The organism is Agrobacterium sp. FDAARGOS_525 (assembly GCF_003938925.1).
Classification (GTDB): Bacteria; Pseudomonadota; Alphaproteobacteria; order Rhizobiales; family Rhizobiaceae; genus Agrobacterium; species Agrobacterium pusense.
Window position 1 is genome coordinate 420915 of the sequence record NZ_RKIU01000004.1, and the last position, 18837, is coordinate 439751.

Below are 18837 nucleotides of genomic sequence, written 5' to 3' on the forward strand. Positions count from 1 at the left end.
CTGCAGCTGATATCTTGCATTAAGCGCTTATGACATCGCAGGATTACTGCCGGGCGAACCGTCCGAAGGCTCCACCCGAAAAGCACAGCGGATCACCATCCCGATGGGCAGCGCGCAACACCTCGCCGACGATGATAGTGTGATCGCCCGCATCATGCGCCGCCGCCTGCCTGCACTCAAAACGGGCCAGCGTTCCGGGGATGACCGGTACACCTTCATCGTTCAATTCCCAGTCAAGATCATCGAAAGCACGGCCGTTGCGGGTGAAGCGGGCGCTCAGCACGTCCTGATCGGCGCTCAGCACATGAATGGCGAAATGGGTCGCGCCGCTGAAGGCCTGATAACGCGACGAGCTTTTCGCAGGTGACCACAGCACCAGCGGCGGATCGAGCGAGACGGATGCGAAGCTGTTGACCGTCATGCCAATCGGGCCTTCCGGAGTCGTGGCTGTTACCACAGTAACACCGGTGGTGAAAGCGCCGAGCGCGTTGCGAAAGCTGCGGCTGTTTTCGCCGCCGGGAACGAATACATGTTCATTGGGCATCTTGATCGCCTCTGCAACTGTCATCACGCCACCTCTTTTCCAATCGCAAGGGTGTAGAGTTCAAACCATGTCTGGCGGTCCATCGTTACGCGAAGCGCATCGGCAGCGGTTTTGATGCGTTCGAGATTGTTGGTCCCAAGCACGGGCACGATCTTTGCCGGATGGCGCAGCAGCCATGCGATCGCGACGGCCGTCGCGTCGACGCCCTGTTCCTTGCCGACGCGCTGCAGGGCAGCCATGGTGCCGCCATGCGCGCCGGAGAACAGCGAACCGCCACCGAGCGGCGACCAGGCCATGGGCGAAATGCGCTTTTTCTGCAGGTAGGCGAGATCGCCATTCGTGAAGGAATCGGTGGCAAGCAGGCTCATTTCGATCTGGTTCGTCACCAGCCGGTTGCTCATGGCCGATTGCAGCAGCGAAAAATCCCACGGGCGGAAATTGGAGACGCCAACCGCCTTGACCTTGCCCGACGCCACCAAGGCATCAAGTGCCTTGCCGGTTTCTTCCGCGTCGATCAGCGGGTCGGGGCGGTGAATGAGCAGCAGATCGACGTGATCCGTTCCCATATCGCGCAGCGACGCTTCCACCGACGCGTTGATGTGGACCGCGGTCGTGTCGTAATGCTTGACGCGGGCGGCAGCATGACGGCCGGCCGGGGCGACGATGCCGCATTTGGTGACGATTTCGATTTTGTCGCGCAGTCCTGGCGCGGCTTTCAATCCGGCGCCAAGAATGGCTTCTGCCGTGTATCCGCCATAGATATCGGCCTGATCCATGGTTGTGATGCCCTGTGCGAGGCAGGCCTCGATCTTCGCCTGTACATGCGCCGGCGAGGTGTCTGCATCGTCACCAATGCGCCACTTGCCGTAAACAATGCGGCTGAGTTCGAGTGTGTCAGAAAGAGCGATACGTTCCATCAGTGGCGTTCCCCGTTGCCGAGCGGCGTCGCTGGCGTTTCAGAAGGCACCCGGCCATAGGCATGCGGCAGGGAGCAGGTTTTCATCTGCGGCAACACCTTGGTGCCGAAATGTTCCGCCTCGTCGAGATGCGGATAACCGGACAGGATGAAGGCGCGGATACCCATCTTCTGGTAATCCTCCAGCGCCGAAAGAACCTGATCCGTCGAGCCGACAAGTGCTGCACCGCAGCCGGAGCGCGCCCGGCCGATGCCGGTCCACAGATTGGGTTCGACATAACCGAACTTGTCAGCGAGTTCACGGGCCCGTGCCTGATGCGACACGCCGAGTGAACCGCTATCGTGGGCGCGGTTGCGGATCAGCTGGCCGTATTCATCATCGAGCTTGGATACCAGATGTTCGGCATATTCTCGGGCTTCCTTTTCAGTATCGCGCACCACCATATGGACGCGCAGACCATAATCCAGCGTGCGGCCATGGGCGGAAGCGCGCTCGTTGGCGGCGCGCATGCGGTCCGCCAGCTGGTCCTTCGTCTCCGGCCACATCAGATAGACGTCGCATTGTGCGCCACAGAGCTCAAGGGCATCTGGAGAATAACCGCCGAAATAAAGAAGCGGGCCGCCATTCTGCTGGTAGGGTCTCGCCGGCTCGGTCGATACGCCCTTGAACTGGTAGATTTCGCCGTCGTGGTCGATGGTGTCGCGGGTCCAGGCCTGCCGCAAAATCTCGACGACCTCGTGGCTGCGCTTGTAACGAAAGGCGCTGTCGGCGACTTCGCCCGGGAAGTCCGAGCTGATGACATTGAGGGTCAGGCGGCCTTTCAGCATGTGGTCGAGCGTGGCAACCGTACGCGCCAGCATGATCGGCTGCATTTCGCCACAGCGGATAGCGGCAAGGAAATTGATACGGTCGCTGATCGTCGCACAGCCGGCGACAAAGCTCAGCGTATCCTGCCCCACCTGATAGGACGACGGGCAGAGAATGTTGCGGAAACCAAGTTCCTCGGCTTTTTTGACGATATCCGAGCAATGTTCGAAGCTGGAACGCAGGCTTCCATCCGGCACGCCGAGATAGGCGTAATCATCGGAACACAAAGCGGAAAACCAGGAGACCTCGGCAGCATCGAGATCAGCGGATGTAACGGGTACGACGGTCATGCAATTCCTCCTCAGGGCCGCTCTCGTTGTTCTTGCATAACATCAAGAAATATGTAAATCAATGATGTATCAATTTTTGTTTCGGGTGGAGGAAACGGCATATGAGACACACTGGTGGCAGTTTGCCCATGTATCTGCAGATCGCCGAAATGCTGGTGCGCGAGGTGTCAGCAGGGCGGCTGATCGACGGCGAGAAGCTTGCGCCGGAGCGCGATATGGCTGCCGATCTCGGCATCGCCGTCGGTACGCTACGCAAGGCGCTCGCCGAATTGCAGGAGCGCGGCCTTCTGGAGCGCGTACAGGGTTCCGGCAACTACATCCGCGCGGTCAGCGATCCGCAAAGCGTCTACGCTTTCTTCCGGCTTGAACTGATCGAGGGGGGCGGCCTGCCGACAGCGGAGGTTCTGGATGTGACCCGGCTAGCGAAGCCCGCCGATCTGCCCTCTTTTGGCACTTCCTCCGAAGGACACAGGATTCGTCGTCTGCGGCGCATCGCCGGCAAACCGGCCGCCATCGAGGAAATCTGGCTTGATGGTTCCTATGTTGACACGATCTCCATCGAAAACATGTCGGAATCTCTCTACCTCTATTACCGCACTCGCCTCAACCTCTGGATATCGAAGGCGGAGGATCGCGTCGATCTCGGTGAAGTGCCCGAATGGACGCCCGAAGCGTTCGGCCAGAAAGCAGGCGCATCCGTGCCCCGCGTCCTGCGTCTCAGCCAGGCGCAGGATGGTGCGGTGGCAGAAGTTTCCTGGACCTGGTTTGACCATACCGTGGCGCGCTACGTTTCTCGCATACGTTGAGACTGCGCAAAATTCGCGTGATCTACAAGAGTGACGGAATTTGACGGCAGGCAAGCCAACCACTGCCCGCCAGCGGGCGATTTTGCGGATATATTTCTTTTAATCAATGACTTAGTAGTTTTTGATTTCTGTCAGAAATAAAATTGATACACTATTGATTTCCTTTTGGTGAAAGGTAATATCACGACCTCAGGGAGACAGGCGCTTCGCCACCCCACGTTATTGCCAGACAATCGGGCTCGATTTTCGAAGATGCAGTACGGGGAACTTGAAGGTTGATACCGGCTATTGCGTCCATTGAAATTTCGGGCGTGCCGGTCGTGAGGAGGAAAATATGGCTTCAGTCAGCCTGCGCAAGCTGGACAAGAGTTACGGTGCGCTTCGCATCGTCAAGGGCATCGACCTTGAAATCAACGATGGCGAATTCGTCGTATTTGTCGGCCCTTCCGGCTGCGGCAAATCAACGACGTTGCGCATGGTCGCAGGGCTGGAGAGCATTACTGGTGGCGAGGTGAAGATCGGCGACCGTGTCGTCAACCGGCTGCCGCCGCGCGAGCGCGACATTGCCATGGTGTTTCAGGACTATGCGCTTTATCCGCACAAGACGGTGCGCGAAAACATGGGCTTCAGCCTTAAGGTGCGCGGTGTCAGCGCTTCGCAGGCCAATGCCAGCATCGATGAGGCGGCAAAGATGCTCGGCATCGAGCACCTTCTCGACAGGCGGCCCGGACAGCTTTCCGGCGGCCAGCGTCAGCGTGTGGCCATGGGGCGCGCCATCGTTCGCCGCCCGCAGGTCTTCCTGTTCGATGAGCCGCTCTCCAACCTCGACGCTAAACTCCGCGGACAGGTACGCACGGAAATCAAGCGCCTGCACCAGCAGCTGGGCACCACCATCATCTATGTCACCCATGACCAGGTGGAGGCGATGACGCTGGCGGACCGCATCGTCATCCTGCGCGGAGGTGATATCGAACAGGTCGGCACGCCGGATGAGGTTTATAACCGCCCGGAAAGCGTGTTCGTCGGCGGTTTCGTCGGTGCGCCCGCCATGAATTTCGCGCGAGCCAAGGTGAATGGCGACCAGCTGACATTCTCGGACGGGAATTTCCTGCCGATGGCATCCATTCGGCCATCGCGCGAAACGGGTCTTGAAGGTCGTGAAGTCATCGTCGGCATTCGCCCGGAGCATTTTGGTACTGCCGAGAGCCTCGACAGCCAGCTTGCCGTAAAGGTGCAGGTGGTGGAGCCACTGGGCTCGGACACGCTCGTCCATTTCAGCCTCGGCGACGCGGCGCTGACCGCACGGATGCCGCCACAGCTTCGGCCAACACCGAACGAGGAACTGCGGATCGGGGTCGATCCGTCCAAGGTCCATCTTTTCGACGCAACAACGGAGCGCTCGATCCACTGATTGCCGGGCAAAATGCTACGGCCAAGGATGAATAACGGGAGGAACACATGACATTCAAAACTATCCGGGGAAAAGCCTTCATGGGCGCAGCGCTCTGCGCAACGGTGCTCGCTTTATCAGGTCAGGCCTTTGCCGATGCCGAGCTGAAGATCTTCGTTTCCAGCCAGCATCAGCCGGATGTCTGGCGCAAGGCGCTCGATCAATATGAGGCGAAGACGCCGGGCGTGAAGGTGGTCATTGAGACCGGCGGCAACACCTCGGAAATGCAGGCGCAATATCTCAACACTGTGATGTCGGCCAAGGATTCGAGCCTCGACGTATTGATGCTCGACGTCATCCGTCCCGCGCAATTTGCAACAGCCGGCTGGACCAGCGATTTTGCCGGCAAGGACATGTCCGCCTACCTGCCGACCTATGCCGAAGCCAACACGGTGGACGGCAAGATCGTGGCGTTGCCAGCCTTCGCCGACTCCATGTTCCTCTATTACCGCAAGGACCTGCTGGATAAATACGGCATCAAGCCGCCGACCACCTGGGAGGAGCTGAAGGAAGCGTCCAAGAAGGTCATGGAAGGCGAAAAGAACCCGGAGCTTCAGGGCCTGTCCTTCCAGGGCAAGGCGATCGAAGGCGCGGTCTGCACCTTCCTTTTGCCCTACTGGAGCGAAGGCAAGTCGCTGGTTGAAAACGGCAAGCTGAACTTCGACAACAAGGCGGCGGTGGATTCGCTGAAGCTCTGGAAGAGTTTTGTCGACGAAGGCATTTCCAAGAAGAACATTTCGGAGGTGGCGACCGACGACACCCGCAAGGAGTTCCAGGCCGGCAAGGTTCTCTTTGCCGTCAACTGGTCCTATGCCTGGACCCATTTCCAGGGCAAGGAATCGCAGGTGAGCGACAAGGTCGGCGTCGCCCGCCTTCCCGCCGTCAAAGGCGGTGAGCAGACGACCTGCCTCGGCGGATGGGAATTCGGCGTGTCCGCCTATTCCAAACAGCAGGATGAAGCCAAGAAGCTTGTCGAATATCTCTCCAGTCAGGATGTATCGAAGTTCATGGCCATCAATGCAGCGCTCCTGCCCACCTACGCCGCTCTCTACAAGGATGCCGACGTGACCAAGGCAATCCCGTGGTTCGCGGATGCCCTGCCGGTCGTCGAAACAGCAAAGGCCCGTCCGGTGACGCCGCGTTACAACGAGGTCAGCGAGACCATCCGCACCACGGTCAACGGTGTGCTCGCCGGTGTCATGACGCCGGAGGATGGCGCAAAGCAGATGGAAAGCCGTCTGCGGCGCGTTCTGCGATAAGCTTCGGGCCGGAAGGCGGCGTGTGCACCGCGCCCCTTCCGGCCGTTTCGACTGACAGGATGAAAGGCGCCTCAAGGGCGCGAAACGGGCCGGACATAAACCGGTCCGACCGGGAGACGATGACGTGAATCCAGTTGCGGGAGTGGCAGACGTGACAATGCCGGAAAGAACCATGGTTCGGGTGGACGAGAAACCGCAGCCGCGCTGGACGCGGTGGCTCGATCTCGGCGACCGGTCGCTGGCCGTGCTGCTGCTCGCGCCGGCGGCGATCCTGCTTTCGCTCATCATCGTTTATCCGGTGGCGCGGCTCGTCTATACGAGCTTCTTCAGCCTGTCGCTGACCTCGGGCCTGCCGGCGGAATTCATCGGCTTTGAAAATTACACGGCGATGTTCGACGATCCGATTTTCTGGGAAACGACCTGGAATACGGTGCTGATTACGCTGATCACCGTGCCCGGCGCACTGTTCATGGGCCTTGGCCTCGCATTGCTCGCCAACCTGCCTTTCTCCATGCAGTGGCCAATGCGGCTTTCCCTTCTCATCCCCTGGGCGCTGCCGCTCTCCTTTGCAGGTCTCATCTTCGCGTGGTTCTTTCATTATGAATATGGTGTGGTCAACGACGTGCTGAACCGGCTGGGCTTTGAAGGCATCATCTGGTTCAACTCACCGAACTGGGCCTTTGCCGCGATCTGCCTGACGATCATCTGGAAGACCTCCTCCTTCATGGCGCTCATGATCCTCGCCGGGTTGCAGACCATCCCGCGCTCGCTTTACGAGGCAGCGGATGTGGATGGCGCCGGCAAGATCAGGCAGTTCTTCGAAATCACCCTGCCGCTTCTGAAGCCATCGATTATCGTCGCCCTCATCTTCCGCACGATCACGGCGCTACAGACCTTTGATATTCCTTACATGATGACCGGCGGCGGCCCCGGCACATCCACCACGACGCTTGCCATGTATATCCACCAGAACACCGTCTCCTTCCTCGATCTCGGTTACGGTTCGGCCTTAGCGGTCATGATGTTTGCGCTTTCCATGTGCGTCACCGCCGTTTACCTCCGTATCATCAGGACGAAGGACTGATCCCATGAGCACCGTCGCCACCTCTTCCGGTCTGTCGTCCTTCTTCTCTGGCAAGCCGCTGCGCTTCATCGCGGCCTCCATTCTTCTCGTAAATGGCCTTTTCCCGGCTATCTGGATCCTCTTCACCTCGCTGAAAACCGAGGCGGAACTGACTGTCAAGCCGATCACCTGGTTTCCACACGCGCCGACGCTCGCCAACTACATGCAGGCCTTTTCGGATCAGCCGCTGCACCTCTTCCTGTTCAACAGCTTCATGGTGGCGCTGCTTTCCACGGCACTGACCATCCTGATTTCGGTGTTGGCGGCTTACGCGCTGGCGCGGCTGAACCTTAAATACCGGGCGCTTATCCTGTCGCTCATCATCGCCGTTTCCACCTTTCCGCTGGTGACGCTGCTTGTGCCGCTGTTCGAAATCATGCGGGCGCTCAATCTGCTCAACAGCTGGACGGCGCTGATCCTGCCCTACACGGTGCTTTCACTGCCGGTGTGCACGCTGATGCTGGTTTCCTTCTTCGAAAGTATTCCGCGCGATCTCGAAAACGCTGCCATGATCGATGGCTGCACCCGCATCGGCGCGCTGTTCAAGGTCGTCGTGCCGCTTTGCGCGCCGGGCGTCTTCACCGCAGGCATCCTTGCCTTCGTGAATGCCTGGGACGAGTTCCTGCTGGCGCTCTCCTTCAATTCCAACCCTGCGCTGCGCACGCTGCCCGTTGGCATCCAGCTTTATCAGGGGGAGTTCGCTTTCCCCTGGCCGGTTATTTCGGCAGCGTTGGTGGTTGGCATCGTGCCGGTCGCGATCCTCATCGTCATCTTCCAGGAACGGGTTGTCTCTGGCCTCACCGCCGGCGGTCTCAAGGGCTAAAAGGTTAAGTCATGCATTTCGAAAAGACCCACGATGGATTTACGCTTGCGATCGGCAACCGCACCATCCTTTCCCATTCGCCCGACGAGCCGGCCTTCTTCGCCGGTTTCGGCAAGGAACGGATGGATATGTATCGCGGCAATTTCGATATCGAAGACTACGTCGTCGAACGAACTGCCCTGCGCCACGCCGAGATCAGCGGCGATAGCGTCACGCTTTCCTCCGCACCGGGACAGACCCCTCGCCTTCGCCTGACACTCGAAAGCAATGCCATCCTGCTGACGGCGCTGGACAAGACCATCAACCGTCTCTGGCTGCGCGTCTTTGCGGAAACGGACGAGCATGTCTGGGGCGGCGGCGAGCAGATGTCCTATTTCGACATGCGCGGACGGCGCTTTCCGCTCTGGACCTCCGAGCCCGGCGTTGGCCGCGACAAGACCACCGAAATCACCTTCAAGTCTGACGTCAACGGCAAGGCAGGCGGTGATTATTACAACACCAACTATCCGCAGCCGACCTATCTCTCGTCGCGTAGATACGCGCTGCATGTGGAAACGAGCGCCTATTCGGTCTTCGATTTCCGCAATGGCGATTTCCACGAGATCGAAATCTGGGCCATCCCTGAAAAGATCGAATTTTTCGCCGGCGACAGTTTCACCGATATCGTCTCCGCGCTGTCCCTACGGTTTGGACGGCAGCCGCAATTGCCGGAATGGATCTATAATGGCGCGATCATTGGATTAAAGGATGGCGTCAATTCGTTTGCGCGGCTGGAGAAAATCCGCGCAGCCGGAACGCTCGTGTCGGGCCTGTGGTGTGAGGACTGGGTGGGGCTTCGCCAGACATCCTTTGGCGCACGCCTGTTCTGGGACTGGCAGGCGAACGAAACCCGTTATCCGCATCTGCGCCAGAAGATCGCCGAGCTTGCCGATCAAGGCATACGCTTCCTGGGTTACGTGAACCCCTATCTCTGCGTTGACGGCCCGCTTTTCCCGGTGGCCGAACAGGCCGGTTATTTCGCAACGGATGCGGAAGGAAAAACGGCCCTGGTGGATTTCGGCGAGTTCGATTGCGGCGTCGTCGATTTCACCAATCCGGCTGCCGCCGACTGGTTTGCCGAAGAAATCATCGGCAAGAACATGCTGGATTTCGGCCTTTCCGGGTGGATGGCTGATTTCGGCGAATATCTGCCGATCGATATAACGCTCTCCAACGGTGTCGACGCAAAGCTGATGCACAATGCATGGCCCACCCTGTGGGCCGAGGTCAATGCAAAAGCCGTCGAAAGCCGCGACAAGACCGGCGAAGCACTGTTCTTCATGCGGGCCGGTTTCACCGGCGTGCAGGCCCATTGTCCGCTGATCTGGGGCGGTGACCAGTCTGTCGACTTCTCCCGTCATGATGGACTTGTCACTGTCATTTGCGGTGCGCTCTCCTCCGGCCTCATGGGCAATGCCTATCACCATTCCGACATCGGCGGTTACACCAGCCTGTTCGGCAATGTCCGCACCGCGGAACTTATCATGCGCTGGACGGAGATGGCCGCCTTCACGCCGGTCATGCGCACCCATGAGGGCAACCGCCCGCGTGACAATCTGCAGATCGATCAGGATGAAGGGGTTCTTGCCCATTTCGCCCGTATGACGACAGTTTATGTCACACTTGCCCCCTATCTGAAATCGCTCTCCGCCGAAGCGGCCAGAACGGGGCTTCCGGTGCAACGCCCGCTTTTCCTGCATTTCGAGAATGACCGGCAGACTTACGCCATTCAGGACAGCTATCTCTATGGCCCCGACATGCTGGTGGCTCCTGTCTGGAAAGCGGGAGAAACGCAACGCACTCTCTATCTTCCGGGCGATGGCCAGTGGGTACATCTGTGGAGCGGTGTGCATCATCGCGGTGGAAACGAGGTTACCGTGGAAGCACCACTCGGCCGGCCCGCGGTTTTCTACCGCGCCGATAGTGGCAACGTCACCCTGTTTGAACAGCTCCGCACCATCTGAGCCGTTGACAGCCAGCTAAAAAAACGACAGTTTCCGACCCATTCCGAGGGGAGCACCAGACGGTGCTGAGATGGCGTTGAGCCGGACCCTTGAACCTGATCCGGATCATGCCGGCGTAGGAACGGAAACTGTTGCGCCTTTGAGGCGCTGCCCTTTCTCTTCTCCGCTTTGTCCTGATCTCCGCGATTGTCACGTGTGGAGACCGAATGATGATGCTGAAAGTTTTTGTCCGTCGCGCCCGGTGCGTCTGCGTCTGAGGTCCGGCTCATGCGTGCCGCCCATGCGTTGAACGGTGTCGGTCTCCTGCTTGCTCTCTGGCAGGCAGGCACATGGCTGTTCTCGCCACCCCGTTATATCCTGCCGGCGCCGGCCGATGTCGCCGCGGCCTTCCTGCGCCGGCCCGGTTTCATGTTGGGGCAGGCCATGGTTACATTTCTCGAAATGGCCGTTGGACTGACGGCCGGCGTCCTGGTCGGTATTCTCGTGGCTTTCACCATCGCGGCAATCCCCCGTCTCGGTCGCCTCGTCTGGCCGATGGTTCTGGTTTTGCAGGCCTTTCCGGTCTTCGTGCTGGCGCCCATCCTCGTCCTCTGGTTCGGCTTCGGCATGGCCTCGAAAGCGGTGATGACGGCGATCATCATCTTCTTTCCCGTCGCCTCCTCCTTCACCGATGGCCTCAACAGGACGGATCGCGCCATTCTCGATGCCGCCTCGCTGACGCAGGCAAGCCACTGGCAGGTTCTCACCCGGTTGCGCGTGCCACTGGCGCTGCCTTCGCTTATCTCCGGCCTGCGGGTGGCCGCACCCCTCGCACCGCTGGGCGCTGTCATTGGCGAATGGGTTGGCGCATCGGCAGGGCTTGGATTCGTGATGATCCAGTCAAACGCCCGCATGCAGACCGACACGATGTTCGCCGCCATGGCGATACTCGCCATCATGGCGGTGCTGCTGCGACTGGCGGTGGATCGCGCCACCGCCCATCTGGCGCCCTGGGCCAGGGAAACAGAACACACCATTCCTTTCGGGTATTTACGGAGACTTTCAGCATCATGAAGCGAACTCTTCTTTCTTTCGTCGTCGCGGCGGCAAGCATATTTGCCCCCGTTCCGTCACAGGCGGCCGACAGCCTTACGGTATTGCTGGAATGGTTCGTGAACCCCGACCATGCGCCGATGGTCATAGCGAAAGAGCGGGGCCTTTTTGCGGATGCGGGGCTCGAAGTTGAACTTGTTCCGCCGGCAGATCCTTCCGCCGTGCCGCGCCTCGTTTCGGCAAAACAGGCCGATATCGGCGTGCACTACCAGCCCAACCTCTATCTCGACCACGATGCCGGCCTGCCGCTCGTTCGTTTCGGCACACTGGTCGAAACGCCGCTAAACACCGTCACCGTGCTGGCTGACGGACCGATCAAAAGCCTGAAGGACCTGAAGGGCAAGAAAGTCGGTTTTTCCGTATCCGGCTTCGAGGATGCCATGCTGAAGCGCATGCTGGAAAAGGACGGTCTGACGAAAGACGATGTGGAACTCATCAACGTCAATTTCTCCCTGTCGCCATCGCTCATCGCCGGCAAGGTGGACGCCACGCTCGGCGGTTTCCGCAATTTCGAACTGACGCAGATGAAGCTCGAGGGCCACGAAGGCCGATCCTTCTTTCCGGAGGAACATGGTGTTCCGGCCTATGACGAACTGATCTTCGTCACCCATCGCGATCTCGCAACGGACAGCCGCCTGCCGCGTTTCCTCTCCGCCGTGGAACAGGCCGCTATTTTCATCACCAATCACCCGCAGGAATCCTGGCAGCTCTTCATCAAGGCCTATCCCAATCTCGATGACGCACTGAACAAGCAGGCTTTCTTCGACACATTGCCGCGTTTTGCCAAGCGCCCTGCCGCGCTCGACCGCGCCCGCTATGCGCGTTTTGGCGCCTTCATGCAGGAAATGCAGCTCATCAAGCAGGCGCCGGCGGCGGACGAAATCGCCGTGGAGCTACAGCAGCCATGACCATCCCTTTCCCCACGACCACGCAGGCCGCCGAAATCCTTGAAAAAGTCAGACAGGCGCGTCCGCGCGTACATTGCCTTATGAATACCGTGGTGCAAAAATTCACCGCCGACGGGATTACCGTTGTCGGCGGCATTCCCTCCATGACCACGTCGCTGGAGGAAATCGAAAGCTTCGTTGCCAAGGCGGATGCGCTGACCATCAATCTCGGCACGCTGGATGCGGAGCGGCGCAAGGTTATCCTGCTGGCAGTGGAGATCGCCAACGCCTCAGGCAAGCCCTGGATCGTCGACCCCGTGCATTGTGACTATTCTCCATCCCGGCTGGCCTTCGCGCGTGAGCTCATCACTCTCTCTCCCGCGATCGTGCGTGGCAACCGTGCCGAAATGAGCCTGATCGGCGAGGTGCCAGATGCAATCAGGATCGAGACCGGGCCGGTAGATCACCTGAGCGACGCGACGCGACGCGTCAGGATCGTAAACGGCCATCCCTGGATGGCTAAGGTAACGGGTACGGGCTGCCTCTCGGGGGGCGTCATCGCTGCTTTCATGGCGGTGGAACAGGATGCTTTGGCAGCAGCGGCGTCCGCCCTTGCCGTCACCGGCGTCTCCGCCGAACTGGCCGCGTCCTGTGCCAGAGGTCCCGGCACGTTCGAACCGGCATTCCTGGACGCGCTTTCGGCGATTACCGGCGAGGATATCATCAATCATGCGAGGATCGAGAATGAACAAGGTTGATTACCGCCTCAACGCGCTTGTGGATGCGAGCCTCGGTGATGTCGCGCCTCTCTCCGAGCTTGCTCTGGCGGCTGCACTTAATGGCGCGACCATCCTGCAATATCGCGACAAGCACGGCTCGACACGGGAGATGATCGAAAACGCCCGCGCCATCCACGAGGCCATCGCCGGCACCGGCGTGCCGCTCGTCATCAATGACCGGGTGGATGTTGCGCTCGCCTCGGGCGCAGATGGAGTGCATCTTGGCGCCGACGATATGGACGCCAGAACCGCTCGGCGCATTCTTGGCGAAAAGGCGATCATCGGCCTCACGGTCAAGAACCGCGCCGACGCCGAGCGGGCAGCCTCCATGCCCGCCGATTACGCCTGCATCGGCGGTGTGTTCGACACGGTTTCAAAGGTCAACCCGGACAAGCCTGTCGGTATAGATGGATTTTCGACACTCCGTGGCCTGCTGGGGGAATGGCGGCCGGACATGCCGGTGGGCGCCATCGCCGGCATCGATCTTTCCCGCGTCCCCTCTGTCATTGCCGCCGGTGCGGATGGAGTCGCGGTGATTTCCGCCATCTTCCGCGCGGCGGATATTGCCGGCGCGACCAAGGAGTTCCGCTCCGCAATCGATGCCACCCTGAAAGCGAGACAGCCATGACATCAATTGCGTTGACCATTGCCGGATCCGACAGCGGCGGCGGTGCAGGCATACAGGCCGACCTCAAGACATTCTCCGCGCTCGGCGCCTATGGCGCCAGCGTCATCACCGCCATCACCGCACAGAACACCAGAGGCGTAACTGCGGTCGAGGATATTTCGGTGACCACCATCATCGCGCAGATGGATGCGGTGTTTTCCGATCTCACCGTCAATGCGGTGAAGATCGGCATGGTTTCCCGTATCGAAACCATTGCAGCCATAGCGGAGCGGCTCCGGCGGCAATCGCAGCCCGTGGTGCTGGATCCAGTCATGGTAGCGACGTCAGGCGACCGTTTGCTGCAAGAGGACGCCATCGAGACATTACGGCGCGAGCTTCTGCCAATCGCGACCATCGTTACGCCGAACCTGCCGGAAGCGGCGCTTTTAACCGGCACGCCGATAGCGGATACGAAAACGGACATCAATCATCAGGCCGAGGCGATCCTGAAAGTGGGCGCGAAAGCGGTGCTCATCAAGGGCGGTCATGGTGGGGGGCCTGACAGCACGGACTATCTGTTTGCAGATGGCACCATGCAGGCGCTTTCCGCTGCACGCGTAGAGACGAAGAACGATCACGGCACCGGCTGCACGCTGGCGGCGGCGATCACGGCTCATCTTGCGAGGGGAAGCGAGTTGCTGGAGGCTGTGGAGCTGGCGAAGGATTATTTGAATGGGGCGCTCGATGCGGGGCGGAGCCTTGCCGTTGGACATGGGCGGGGGCCGGTGCATCATTTTTATCGGTGGTGGGGATGAAGCCCCACACTCGACACTACCTCGCCTTCGGCGTCGCCAGCACATTCCGGATCGCGAAACTCGAATGAATACGCGAGACCCCCGGCAGCTTCGAGAGTATCTCCTTATGGATGCGCTCGAAATCCCCCGCACTTTCTGCCTCGCAACGCAGGAAATAATCCGAACCGCCGGTCATGAGATAACATTCGCGGATTTCCGGATATCGCCGCACCGCATTCTCGAAACGGTTGAGAAAATCCTCCGTCTGCCGGTCGAGCGTGATCTGCACGATGACTGAAATCACCTCACCGCCAGCGAGGCCGCTGGTAAGCGCCGTGTAACCGCGGATGATCCCTTCCCGTTCGAGAATATCGACGCGACGCAAGCACGCGGATGGCGAAAGCCCGACCTCTGCAGCAAGCTTTGTGTTGCTGATGCGGGCGTTGAGCCGAAGCAGCCGGATGATATGGCGGTCGGTTGCATCGAGTGACGACATAGAAAATTCCAACTAGCAAAAGAAAATTGCGCGATTGCCAATTCTATCGCATTTCCTTCGAATAATCGCCAAGAAATTCGATAATCGTTGCAATACTCTCATAAGATAAAAATGAGGGTGAGCGACTATGGACATGCAGATCAGCCGCCAGCAGGCAGCCGGTGGTGCGAGCGGCCATCTGACCATCGATCTCGGCGCATTGCGCGACAATTATCTGGCACTTGCGGCGATGGCGCCTGCATGCCAGACGGCGGCGGTCGTCAAGGCCGATGCATACGGCCTCGGTGCCGATATGGTCTCGCAAACCCTGTTCGATGCGGGGTGTCGCCATTTCTTCGTCGCTCATATTGACGAGGCGCTGGCGCTCCGGCTGCGTCTTCCCGCCGAGGCGCGGATCTTCGTCCTCAACGGCCTTCAACCCGGCAATGAGACCTCCTGCGCCGCCATGGCGATCACACCGGTTCTCAATTCGCTGGAGCAGATCGCCCAATGGGCGGCCCATGCCAAGACGCTCGGCAGGAAACTTGCAGCCGCCGTACAGATCGATACCGGCATGTGCCGCCTCGGCCTTCCCCCCAAAGAGCTGGAAACCCTCACTTCCCAGCCGCAACTGCTCGATGGTATCGACATCGCCTTTGTCATGAGCCACCTCGCCTGCGCCGACGAACCGGGCCATGCATGCAATGCGGCACAGCTGTCGGCGATGCGGCAGGCCACGATTGCGTTTCCTGATGTCCCGGTCTGTTTTTCCAACTCCGGAGGTATTTTTCTGGGTCGTGAGTACCACAACCACCTGCTGCGCCCCGGCATCGCGCTTTACGGCGGCGCACCCTCTGCCGACCGCCCGAACCCGATGAAGCCGGTCGTTCGCCTCGATCTCGCCGTGATCCAGACCCGCACCGTTCCCGCCGGTTCGCTGGTTGGTTACGGCGGTTCCTTCGAAGCGTCCGGCTCCACGCGTCTTGCGACCATCGCCGCCGGTTATGCCGACGGCCTGCCGCGCTCGCTCAGCAATCGCGGCGCGGCATGGTATGATGGCGTGCGCCTGCCGATTGCGGGGCGCGTTTCGATGGACAGCATCATTCTGGACATATCCGCCCTGCCCGAGGGAACATTGACCCAAGGCAGTTTCGTGCAGATGATCGGCCCCGAGCAAACGCTTGAAGACATCGCGGACGATGCAGGCACGATCGCCTACGAAATCCTGACCGGCCTCGGCCGTCGTTATCGCCGTACCTATATTCAGCCGGACGAAACCCCGGCCTTTGCTTCAACATCAGTCAATCACAAGTGAGACGATCATGAACGTCACTATCCTCGGAGCCGGCGTCGTCGGCGTGACATCCGCCTGGTATCTGGCCAAAGCCGGGCACAAGGTGACGGTGATCGACCGGCAGCCGGCTGCAGCGCTCGAGACCAGCTTTGCCAATGCGGGTGAGGTTTCCCCCGGCTATTCTTCGCCCTGGGCCGCGCCGGGCATTCCGGTCAAGGCCATGAAATGGCTGTTCATGAAACATGCACCGCTGATCATTCGCCCGACGGTCGATCCGGCGGCCTGGCGCTGGATGAGCCAGATGCTGCGCAACTGCACCTCGGCGCGTTATGCCATCAACAAGAGCCGCATGGTGCGCGTCGCGGAATATAGCCGCGACTGCCTGATGGCACTGCGGGAAGAGACAGGCGTCCAGTATGACCAGCGCATGCAGGGCACGCTGGAGGTATTCCGCACACAAAAGCAGTTTGACGCCATCGGCAAGGACGTGGACGTGCTGACGGCGGGCGGCGTGCCTTTCGAAATTCTCGACCGCGACGGCTGCGCCGCCGTGGAACCCGGCCTCTCGCCATCGAAGGAAAAGATCGTCGGCGGGCTGCGCCTGCCTGGCGACGAGACCGGTGACTGCTACATGTTCACCACCGAGCTTGCCCGCATGGCGGAAGAAGCGGGCGTTACCTTCCTGTACGACACGGGGATCATGCGCCCCATCGTTGAGGCAGGACGCGTCAAGGCGGTGGAGACCACCCGCGGGCTTGTGGAAGCGGATATTTTTGTCGCCGCGCTTGGCAGCTACTCTCCGCAGTTCCTGCGTCAGCTCGGTCTGACCCTGCCGGTCTACCCGGTCAAGGGTTACTCCATCACGGTGCCGATTGTGAAAGAGGAACGGGCACCCGTCTCCACGGTGATGGATGAAACGTTCAAGGTCGCGATCACCCGGCTCGGTTCGCGCATCCGTGCTGGCGGAATGGCGGAAATCGCCGGCTTCAGCAAGGACTTGCCCGCAGCGCGGCAGGCAACGCTTGCCCATTCGGTGGAAGACCTGTTCGGCGGCGCGGGCGATCAGTCGCAGGCTAAATTCTGGTGTGGCCTGCGCCCGATGACGCCGGATGGTACGCCTGTCATCGGTGCCACCCGCTACAGCAACCTTTACCTCAACACCGGCCACGGCACGCTCGGCTGGACCATGTCCTGTGGCTCCGCGCGCGTCCTTGCGGACATGATCAGCGGTGCGACGCCCGAGATCGACACCCACGATCTGGCAATCAGCCGCTACGCGGCATGACCGGCACGCCGCGGTTTCCGCTGATATCGCCCTCGCACGTCGTGTGAGGGCCGATACACCGATATCCTAAAGCGCAAGAGCGTCCCTAAGGGCTAGACCTTCCTTGGTACGAAGGTCAAGATCGGCCTCTATATGATTGAGATGTTGCAGCATCAGCGCCCGGGCCCTTGCCGCATCCTTCGCCTCCAGCGCATCCAGAAGATCGGCATGTTCGTTATGACCGCAGCTCGATACGCCGGAGCGCCCATAGAGCGCGATGACCAGCGATGAGCGCGCAACCAGTTCATCCATGAATTTTTCCAGGATGGCATTGCCGGCAATTGACGCCAGCATCAGGTGAAAATCACCCGAGGCCTTGATTTCGGCCCGCCGTGCGCTCGGCCCGCGTTCCTGCTGATGCCTGCTCTCCTCCAACAGATGTTCCCGCAGCTTTTTTACCGCCGCAGGCGTGATTTTTTCAATTGCCGCGTCAACGACGCCGGGCTCGATCAGCCGGCGGGACGCAAATACCTGCCGCGCCTCGTCGGGCGTCGGATTGGAAACGAAAGCGCCCCGATTGCGCTCGGCCTTCACGAGGCCCTCATAGGCAAGCATCTGCAGCGCCGCGCGCACCACCGTGCGGCTGACATCGAACAACGTTCCCACTTCCGATTCCGACAATTTCGTTCCCGGCGCCAGCCGGCGATCGACAATGGCGTCGCGCAAAGTGTCTCGAATGGCCTGGGCACGATCCTCATGCGATGAATCGGGAGATACGGTTATGTGGGCAAGGCTCATGGGCGCGTCCTGTTTGCTCCCGAGTTTTAGCGCGAAGCGTGGGACGCAGGCAAACGGGAATTGTGGGAGACAGCCGGTCTGCCACAATTCATTCAGCGACCGTTCAGCAGGCGGGCTGTATTTCCTTAACCATCGAATTTGCAACTGGCAGCACCCTGCCACCTGGATGGAAAAACACCATGTCGTCCTTTGCAGCTAAAACCGTTATGGCTATCGCCGTCGCCGCCGCAACCATCGCTCCCTTCAACAGCGCATCCGCCGGTGACTGGGACCGCCACGACCGCCGCGACGCGGCGCTTCTGGGAGGTGTGCTTGGCCTTGCCGCCGGTGTTGCCGTTGGTTCCGCCCTTTCCCGCCCGGCACCGGTGGAGGAGGAACGGGTCTATATCGATCCGGCACCGCGCCGTTATCAGGCCTATGAGCCGAGCTATGTCTATGAAGAGCCGGACTATCGTTACTACCGGCCAGCACCGCAGCCGGTTTATCGCCCTGCGCCGGTCTATCGCGCCCAGCCGGTTTACGACAGCCGCCCCGTCTATAATCAGCGCCAGACCTATCGCACCATCGAGCCGTGGACCAACGCCTGGTACGATTATTGCTCGCAGCGTTACCGCAGCTTCAATTCCCGCACCGGCACCTACACGGATTATGACGGTCAGCGTCATTTCTGCGTAGCAGGCTGAACGACGGCCGTTGCCGCAATTGCTGCGATTATTGCCAGGCCGCAGACGGAAAAGTCTGCGGCTTTTCAGTAGGGGTCGGAGC

Annotated in this window: 19 protein-coding genes and 1 riboswitch; of the genes, 14 read left to right on the forward strand and 5 right to left on the reverse strand. The window is 60.1% G+C overall.

Features of this window, described 5'->3' with window-relative positions; genetic code table 11:
* Nucleotides 1-43: 43 nt before the first annotated feature.
* The 3 genes from smoA to EGT36_RS18355 are packed head-to-tail and all read right to left on the reverse strand — an operon-like array spanning nucleotide 44 to nucleotide 2618.
* Complete coding sequence (smoA, locus tag EGT36_RS18345; RefSeq protein WP_004438731.1) at nucleotides 44-568, reverse strand: NADH-dependent FMN reductase SmoA; 525 nt, start codon at nucleotides 566-568, stop codon at nucleotides 44-46.
* On the reverse strand, nucleotides 568-1461 hold the full coding sequence (locus EGT36_RS18350; RefSeq protein ID WP_125270798.1) for an aldo/keto reductase: 894 nt from the start codon (nucleotides 1459-1461) through the stop codon (nucleotides 568-570). The genes smoA and EGT36_RS18350 overlap by 1 nt, the downstream gene beginning before the upstream one ends.
* Nucleotides 1461-2618, reverse strand: a complete 1158-nt coding sequence (locus EGT36_RS18355; protein ID WP_044459865.1) for an LLM class flavin-dependent oxidoreductase — start codon at nucleotides 2616-2618, stop codon at nucleotides 1461-1463. The genes EGT36_RS18350 and EGT36_RS18355 overlap by 1 nt, the downstream gene beginning before the upstream one ends.
* Nucleotides 2619-2719: 101 nt before the next feature.
* Between EGT36_RS18355 and EGT36_RS18360 the strand changes: the two genes are divergently transcribed.
* From EGT36_RS18360 to thiD, 11 genes are all read left to right on the forward strand, one after another.
* A complete protein-coding gene (locus EGT36_RS18360; RefSeq protein WP_125270799.1) occupies nucleotides 2720-3424 on the forward strand; it encodes a GntR family transcriptional regulator in 705 nt (234 codons plus the stop codon).
* Between the two features lie 334 nt (nucleotides 3425-3758).
* Nucleotides 3759-4835, forward strand: coding sequence for an ABC transporter ATP-binding protein (locus EGT36_RS18365; RefSeq protein ID WP_125270800.1), 1077 nt, complete (start codon nucleotides 3759-3761; stop codon nucleotides 4833-4835).
* A 47-nt stretch (nucleotides 4836-4882) separates the two neighbouring features.
* On the forward strand, nucleotides 4883-6133 hold the full coding sequence (locus tag EGT36_RS18370) for an ABC transporter substrate-binding protein (protein ID WP_125270801.1): 1251 nt from the start codon (nucleotides 4883-4885) through the stop codon (nucleotides 6131-6133).
* Between the two features lie 172 nt (nucleotides 6134-6305).
* Nucleotides 6306-7217, forward strand: coding sequence for a carbohydrate ABC transporter permease (locus EGT36_RS18375; protein ID WP_035208133.1), 912 nt, complete (start codon nucleotides 6306-6308; stop codon nucleotides 7215-7217).
* Nucleotides 7218-7221: 4 nt separating this feature from the next.
* A complete protein-coding gene (locus EGT36_RS18380; protein ID WP_092771274.1) occupies nucleotides 7222-8079 on the forward strand; it encodes a carbohydrate ABC transporter permease in 858 nt (285 codons plus the stop codon).
* Nucleotides 8080-8090: 11 nt separating this feature from the next.
* On the forward strand, nucleotides 8091-10082 hold the full coding sequence (locus EGT36_RS18385; RefSeq protein ID WP_125270802.1) for an alpha-glucosidase: 1992 nt from the start codon (nucleotides 8091-8093) through the stop codon (nucleotides 10080-10082).
* Nucleotides 10083-10118: 36 nt separating this feature from the next.
* A riboswitch (TPP riboswitch) is annotated at nucleotides 10119-10221 on the forward strand.
* A 128-nt stretch (nucleotides 10222-10349) separates the two neighbouring features.
* Nucleotides 10350-11135 (forward strand): ABC transporter permease, encoded by a 786-nt coding sequence (locus EGT36_RS18390; protein ID WP_125270803.1) that lies wholly within the window; start codon nucleotides 10350-10352, stop codon nucleotides 11133-11135.
* Nucleotides 11132-12082, forward strand: coding sequence for an ABC transporter substrate-binding protein (locus EGT36_RS18395; RefSeq protein ID WP_125270804.1), 951 nt, complete (start codon nucleotides 11132-11134; stop codon nucleotides 12080-12082). Before EGT36_RS18390 ends, EGT36_RS18395 begins: the two co-directional genes overlap by 4 nt.
* Nucleotides 12079-12819, forward strand: coding sequence for a hydroxyethylthiazole kinase (locus tag EGT36_RS18400; RefSeq protein ID WP_004438701.1), 741 nt, complete (start codon nucleotides 12079-12081; stop codon nucleotides 12817-12819). The genes EGT36_RS18395 and EGT36_RS18400 overlap by 4 nt, the downstream gene beginning before the upstream one ends.
* Nucleotides 12806-13468, forward strand: coding sequence for a thiamine phosphate synthase (gene thiE / locus EGT36_RS18405; protein ID WP_125270805.1), 663 nt, complete (start codon nucleotides 12806-12808; stop codon nucleotides 13466-13468). The genes EGT36_RS18400 and thiE overlap by 14 nt, the downstream gene beginning before the upstream one ends.
* Nucleotides 13465-14262, forward strand: a complete 798-nt coding sequence (gene thiD / locus EGT36_RS18410) for a bifunctional hydroxymethylpyrimidine kinase/phosphomethylpyrimidine kinase (protein ID WP_125270806.1) — start codon at nucleotides 13465-13467, stop codon at nucleotides 14260-14262. Before thiE ends, thiD begins: the two co-directional genes overlap by 4 nt.
* Before the next feature lie 16 nt (nucleotides 14263-14278).
* Here the strand turns inward: thiD and EGT36_RS18415 are convergent, their stop codons facing one another.
* Nucleotides 14279-14737, reverse strand: coding sequence for an Lrp/AsnC family transcriptional regulator (locus EGT36_RS18415; RefSeq protein ID WP_035208116.1), 459 nt, complete (start codon nucleotides 14735-14737; stop codon nucleotides 14279-14281).
* A 127-nt stretch (nucleotides 14738-14864) separates the two neighbouring features.
* On the opposite strand from EGT36_RS18415, the gene alr reads away from it, so the two are divergent.
* Entirely contained in the window at nucleotides 14865-16031 is a 1167-nt protein-coding gene (alr, locus tag EGT36_RS18420) for an alanine racemase (RefSeq protein ID WP_125270807.1), read from the forward strand.
* A gap of 7 nt (nucleotides 16032-16038) precedes the next feature.
* Nucleotides 16039-17295, forward strand: coding sequence for a D-amino acid dehydrogenase (locus tag EGT36_RS18425; RefSeq protein ID WP_125270808.1), 1257 nt, complete (start codon nucleotides 16039-16041; stop codon nucleotides 17293-17295).
* A gap of 66 nt (nucleotides 17296-17361) precedes the next feature.
* Here EGT36_RS18425 and EGT36_RS18430 read toward each other — a convergent pair whose 3' ends face one another.
* The gene (locus tag EGT36_RS18430) at nucleotides 17362-18072 is read right to left on the reverse strand and encodes a GntR family transcriptional regulator (protein WP_004438680.1); all 711 of its coding nucleotides are present in this window, start codon (nucleotides 18070-18072) and stop codon (nucleotides 17362-17364) included.
* 179 nt (nucleotides 18073-18251) lie between these two features.
* On the opposite strand from EGT36_RS18430, the gene EGT36_RS18435 reads away from it, so the two are divergent.
* Complete coding sequence (locus EGT36_RS18435) at nucleotides 18252-18755, forward strand: BA14K family protein (RefSeq protein WP_004438678.1); 504 nt, start codon at nucleotides 18252-18254, stop codon at nucleotides 18753-18755.
* Nucleotides 18756-18837: the final 82 nt, after the last annotated feature.

Coding starts and splice junctions, on each gene's coding strand:
- smoA (WP_004438731.1), bottom strand. CDS start 568: ATGACAGTTGCAGAGGCGATCAAGATGCCCAATGAACATGTATTCGTT.
- EGT36_RS18350 (WP_125270798.1), bottom strand. CDS start 1,461: ATGGAACGTATCGCTCTTTCTGACACACTCGAACTCAGCCGCATTGTT.
- EGT36_RS18355 (WP_044459865.1), bottom strand. CDS start 2,618: ATGACCGTCGTACCCGTTACATCCGCTGATCTCGATGCTGCCGAGGTC.
- EGT36_RS18360 (WP_125270799.1), top strand. CDS start 2,720: ATGAGACACACTGGTGGCAGTTTGCCCATGTATCTGCAGATCGCCGAA.
- EGT36_RS18365 (WP_125270800.1), top strand. CDS start 3,759: ATGGCTTCAGTCAGCCTGCGCAAGCTGGACAAGAGTTACGGTGCGCTT.
- EGT36_RS18370 (WP_125270801.1), top strand. CDS start 4,883: ATGACATTCAAAACTATCCGGGGAAAAGCCTTCATGGGCGCAGCGCTC.
- EGT36_RS18375 (WP_035208133.1), top strand. CDS start 6,306: ATGGTTCGGGTGGACGAGAAACCGCAGCCGCGCTGGACGCGGTGGCTC.
- EGT36_RS18380 (WP_092771274.1), top strand. CDS start 7,222: ATGAGCACCGTCGCCACCTCTTCCGGTCTGTCGTCCTTCTTCTCTGGC.
- EGT36_RS18385 (WP_125270802.1), top strand. CDS start 8,091: ATGCATTTCGAAAAGACCCACGATGGATTTACGCTTGCGATCGGCAAC.
- EGT36_RS18390 (WP_125270803.1), top strand. CDS start 10,350: ATGCGTGCCGCCCATGCGTTGAACGGTGTCGGTCTCCTGCTTGCTCTC.
- EGT36_RS18395 (WP_125270804.1), top strand. CDS start 11,132: ATGAAGCGAACTCTTCTTTCTTTCGTCGTCGCGGCGGCAAGCATATTT.
- EGT36_RS18400 (WP_004438701.1), top strand. CDS start 12,079: ATGACCATCCCTTTCCCCACGACCACGCAGGCCGCCGAAATCCTTGAA.
- thiE (WP_125270805.1), top strand. CDS start 12,806: ATGAACAAGGTTGATTACCGCCTCAACGCGCTTGTGGATGCGAGCCTC.
- thiD (WP_125270806.1), top strand. CDS start 13,465: ATGACATCAATTGCGTTGACCATTGCCGGATCCGACAGCGGCGGCGGT.
- EGT36_RS18415 (WP_035208116.1), bottom strand. CDS start 14,737: ATGTCGTCACTCGATGCAACCGACCGCCATATCATCCGGCTGCTTCGG.
- alr (WP_125270807.1), top strand. CDS start 14,865: ATGGACATGCAGATCAGCCGCCAGCAGGCAGCCGGTGGTGCGAGCGGC.
- EGT36_RS18425 (WP_125270808.1), top strand. CDS start 16,039: ATGAACGTCACTATCCTCGGAGCCGGCGTCGTCGGCGTGACATCCGCC.
- EGT36_RS18430 (WP_004438680.1), bottom strand. CDS start 18,072: ATGAGCCTTGCCCACATAACCGTATCTCCCGATTCATCGCATGAGGAT.
- EGT36_RS18435 (WP_004438678.1), top strand. CDS start 18,252: ATGTCGTCCTTTGCAGCTAAAACCGTTATGGCTATCGCCGTCGCCGCC.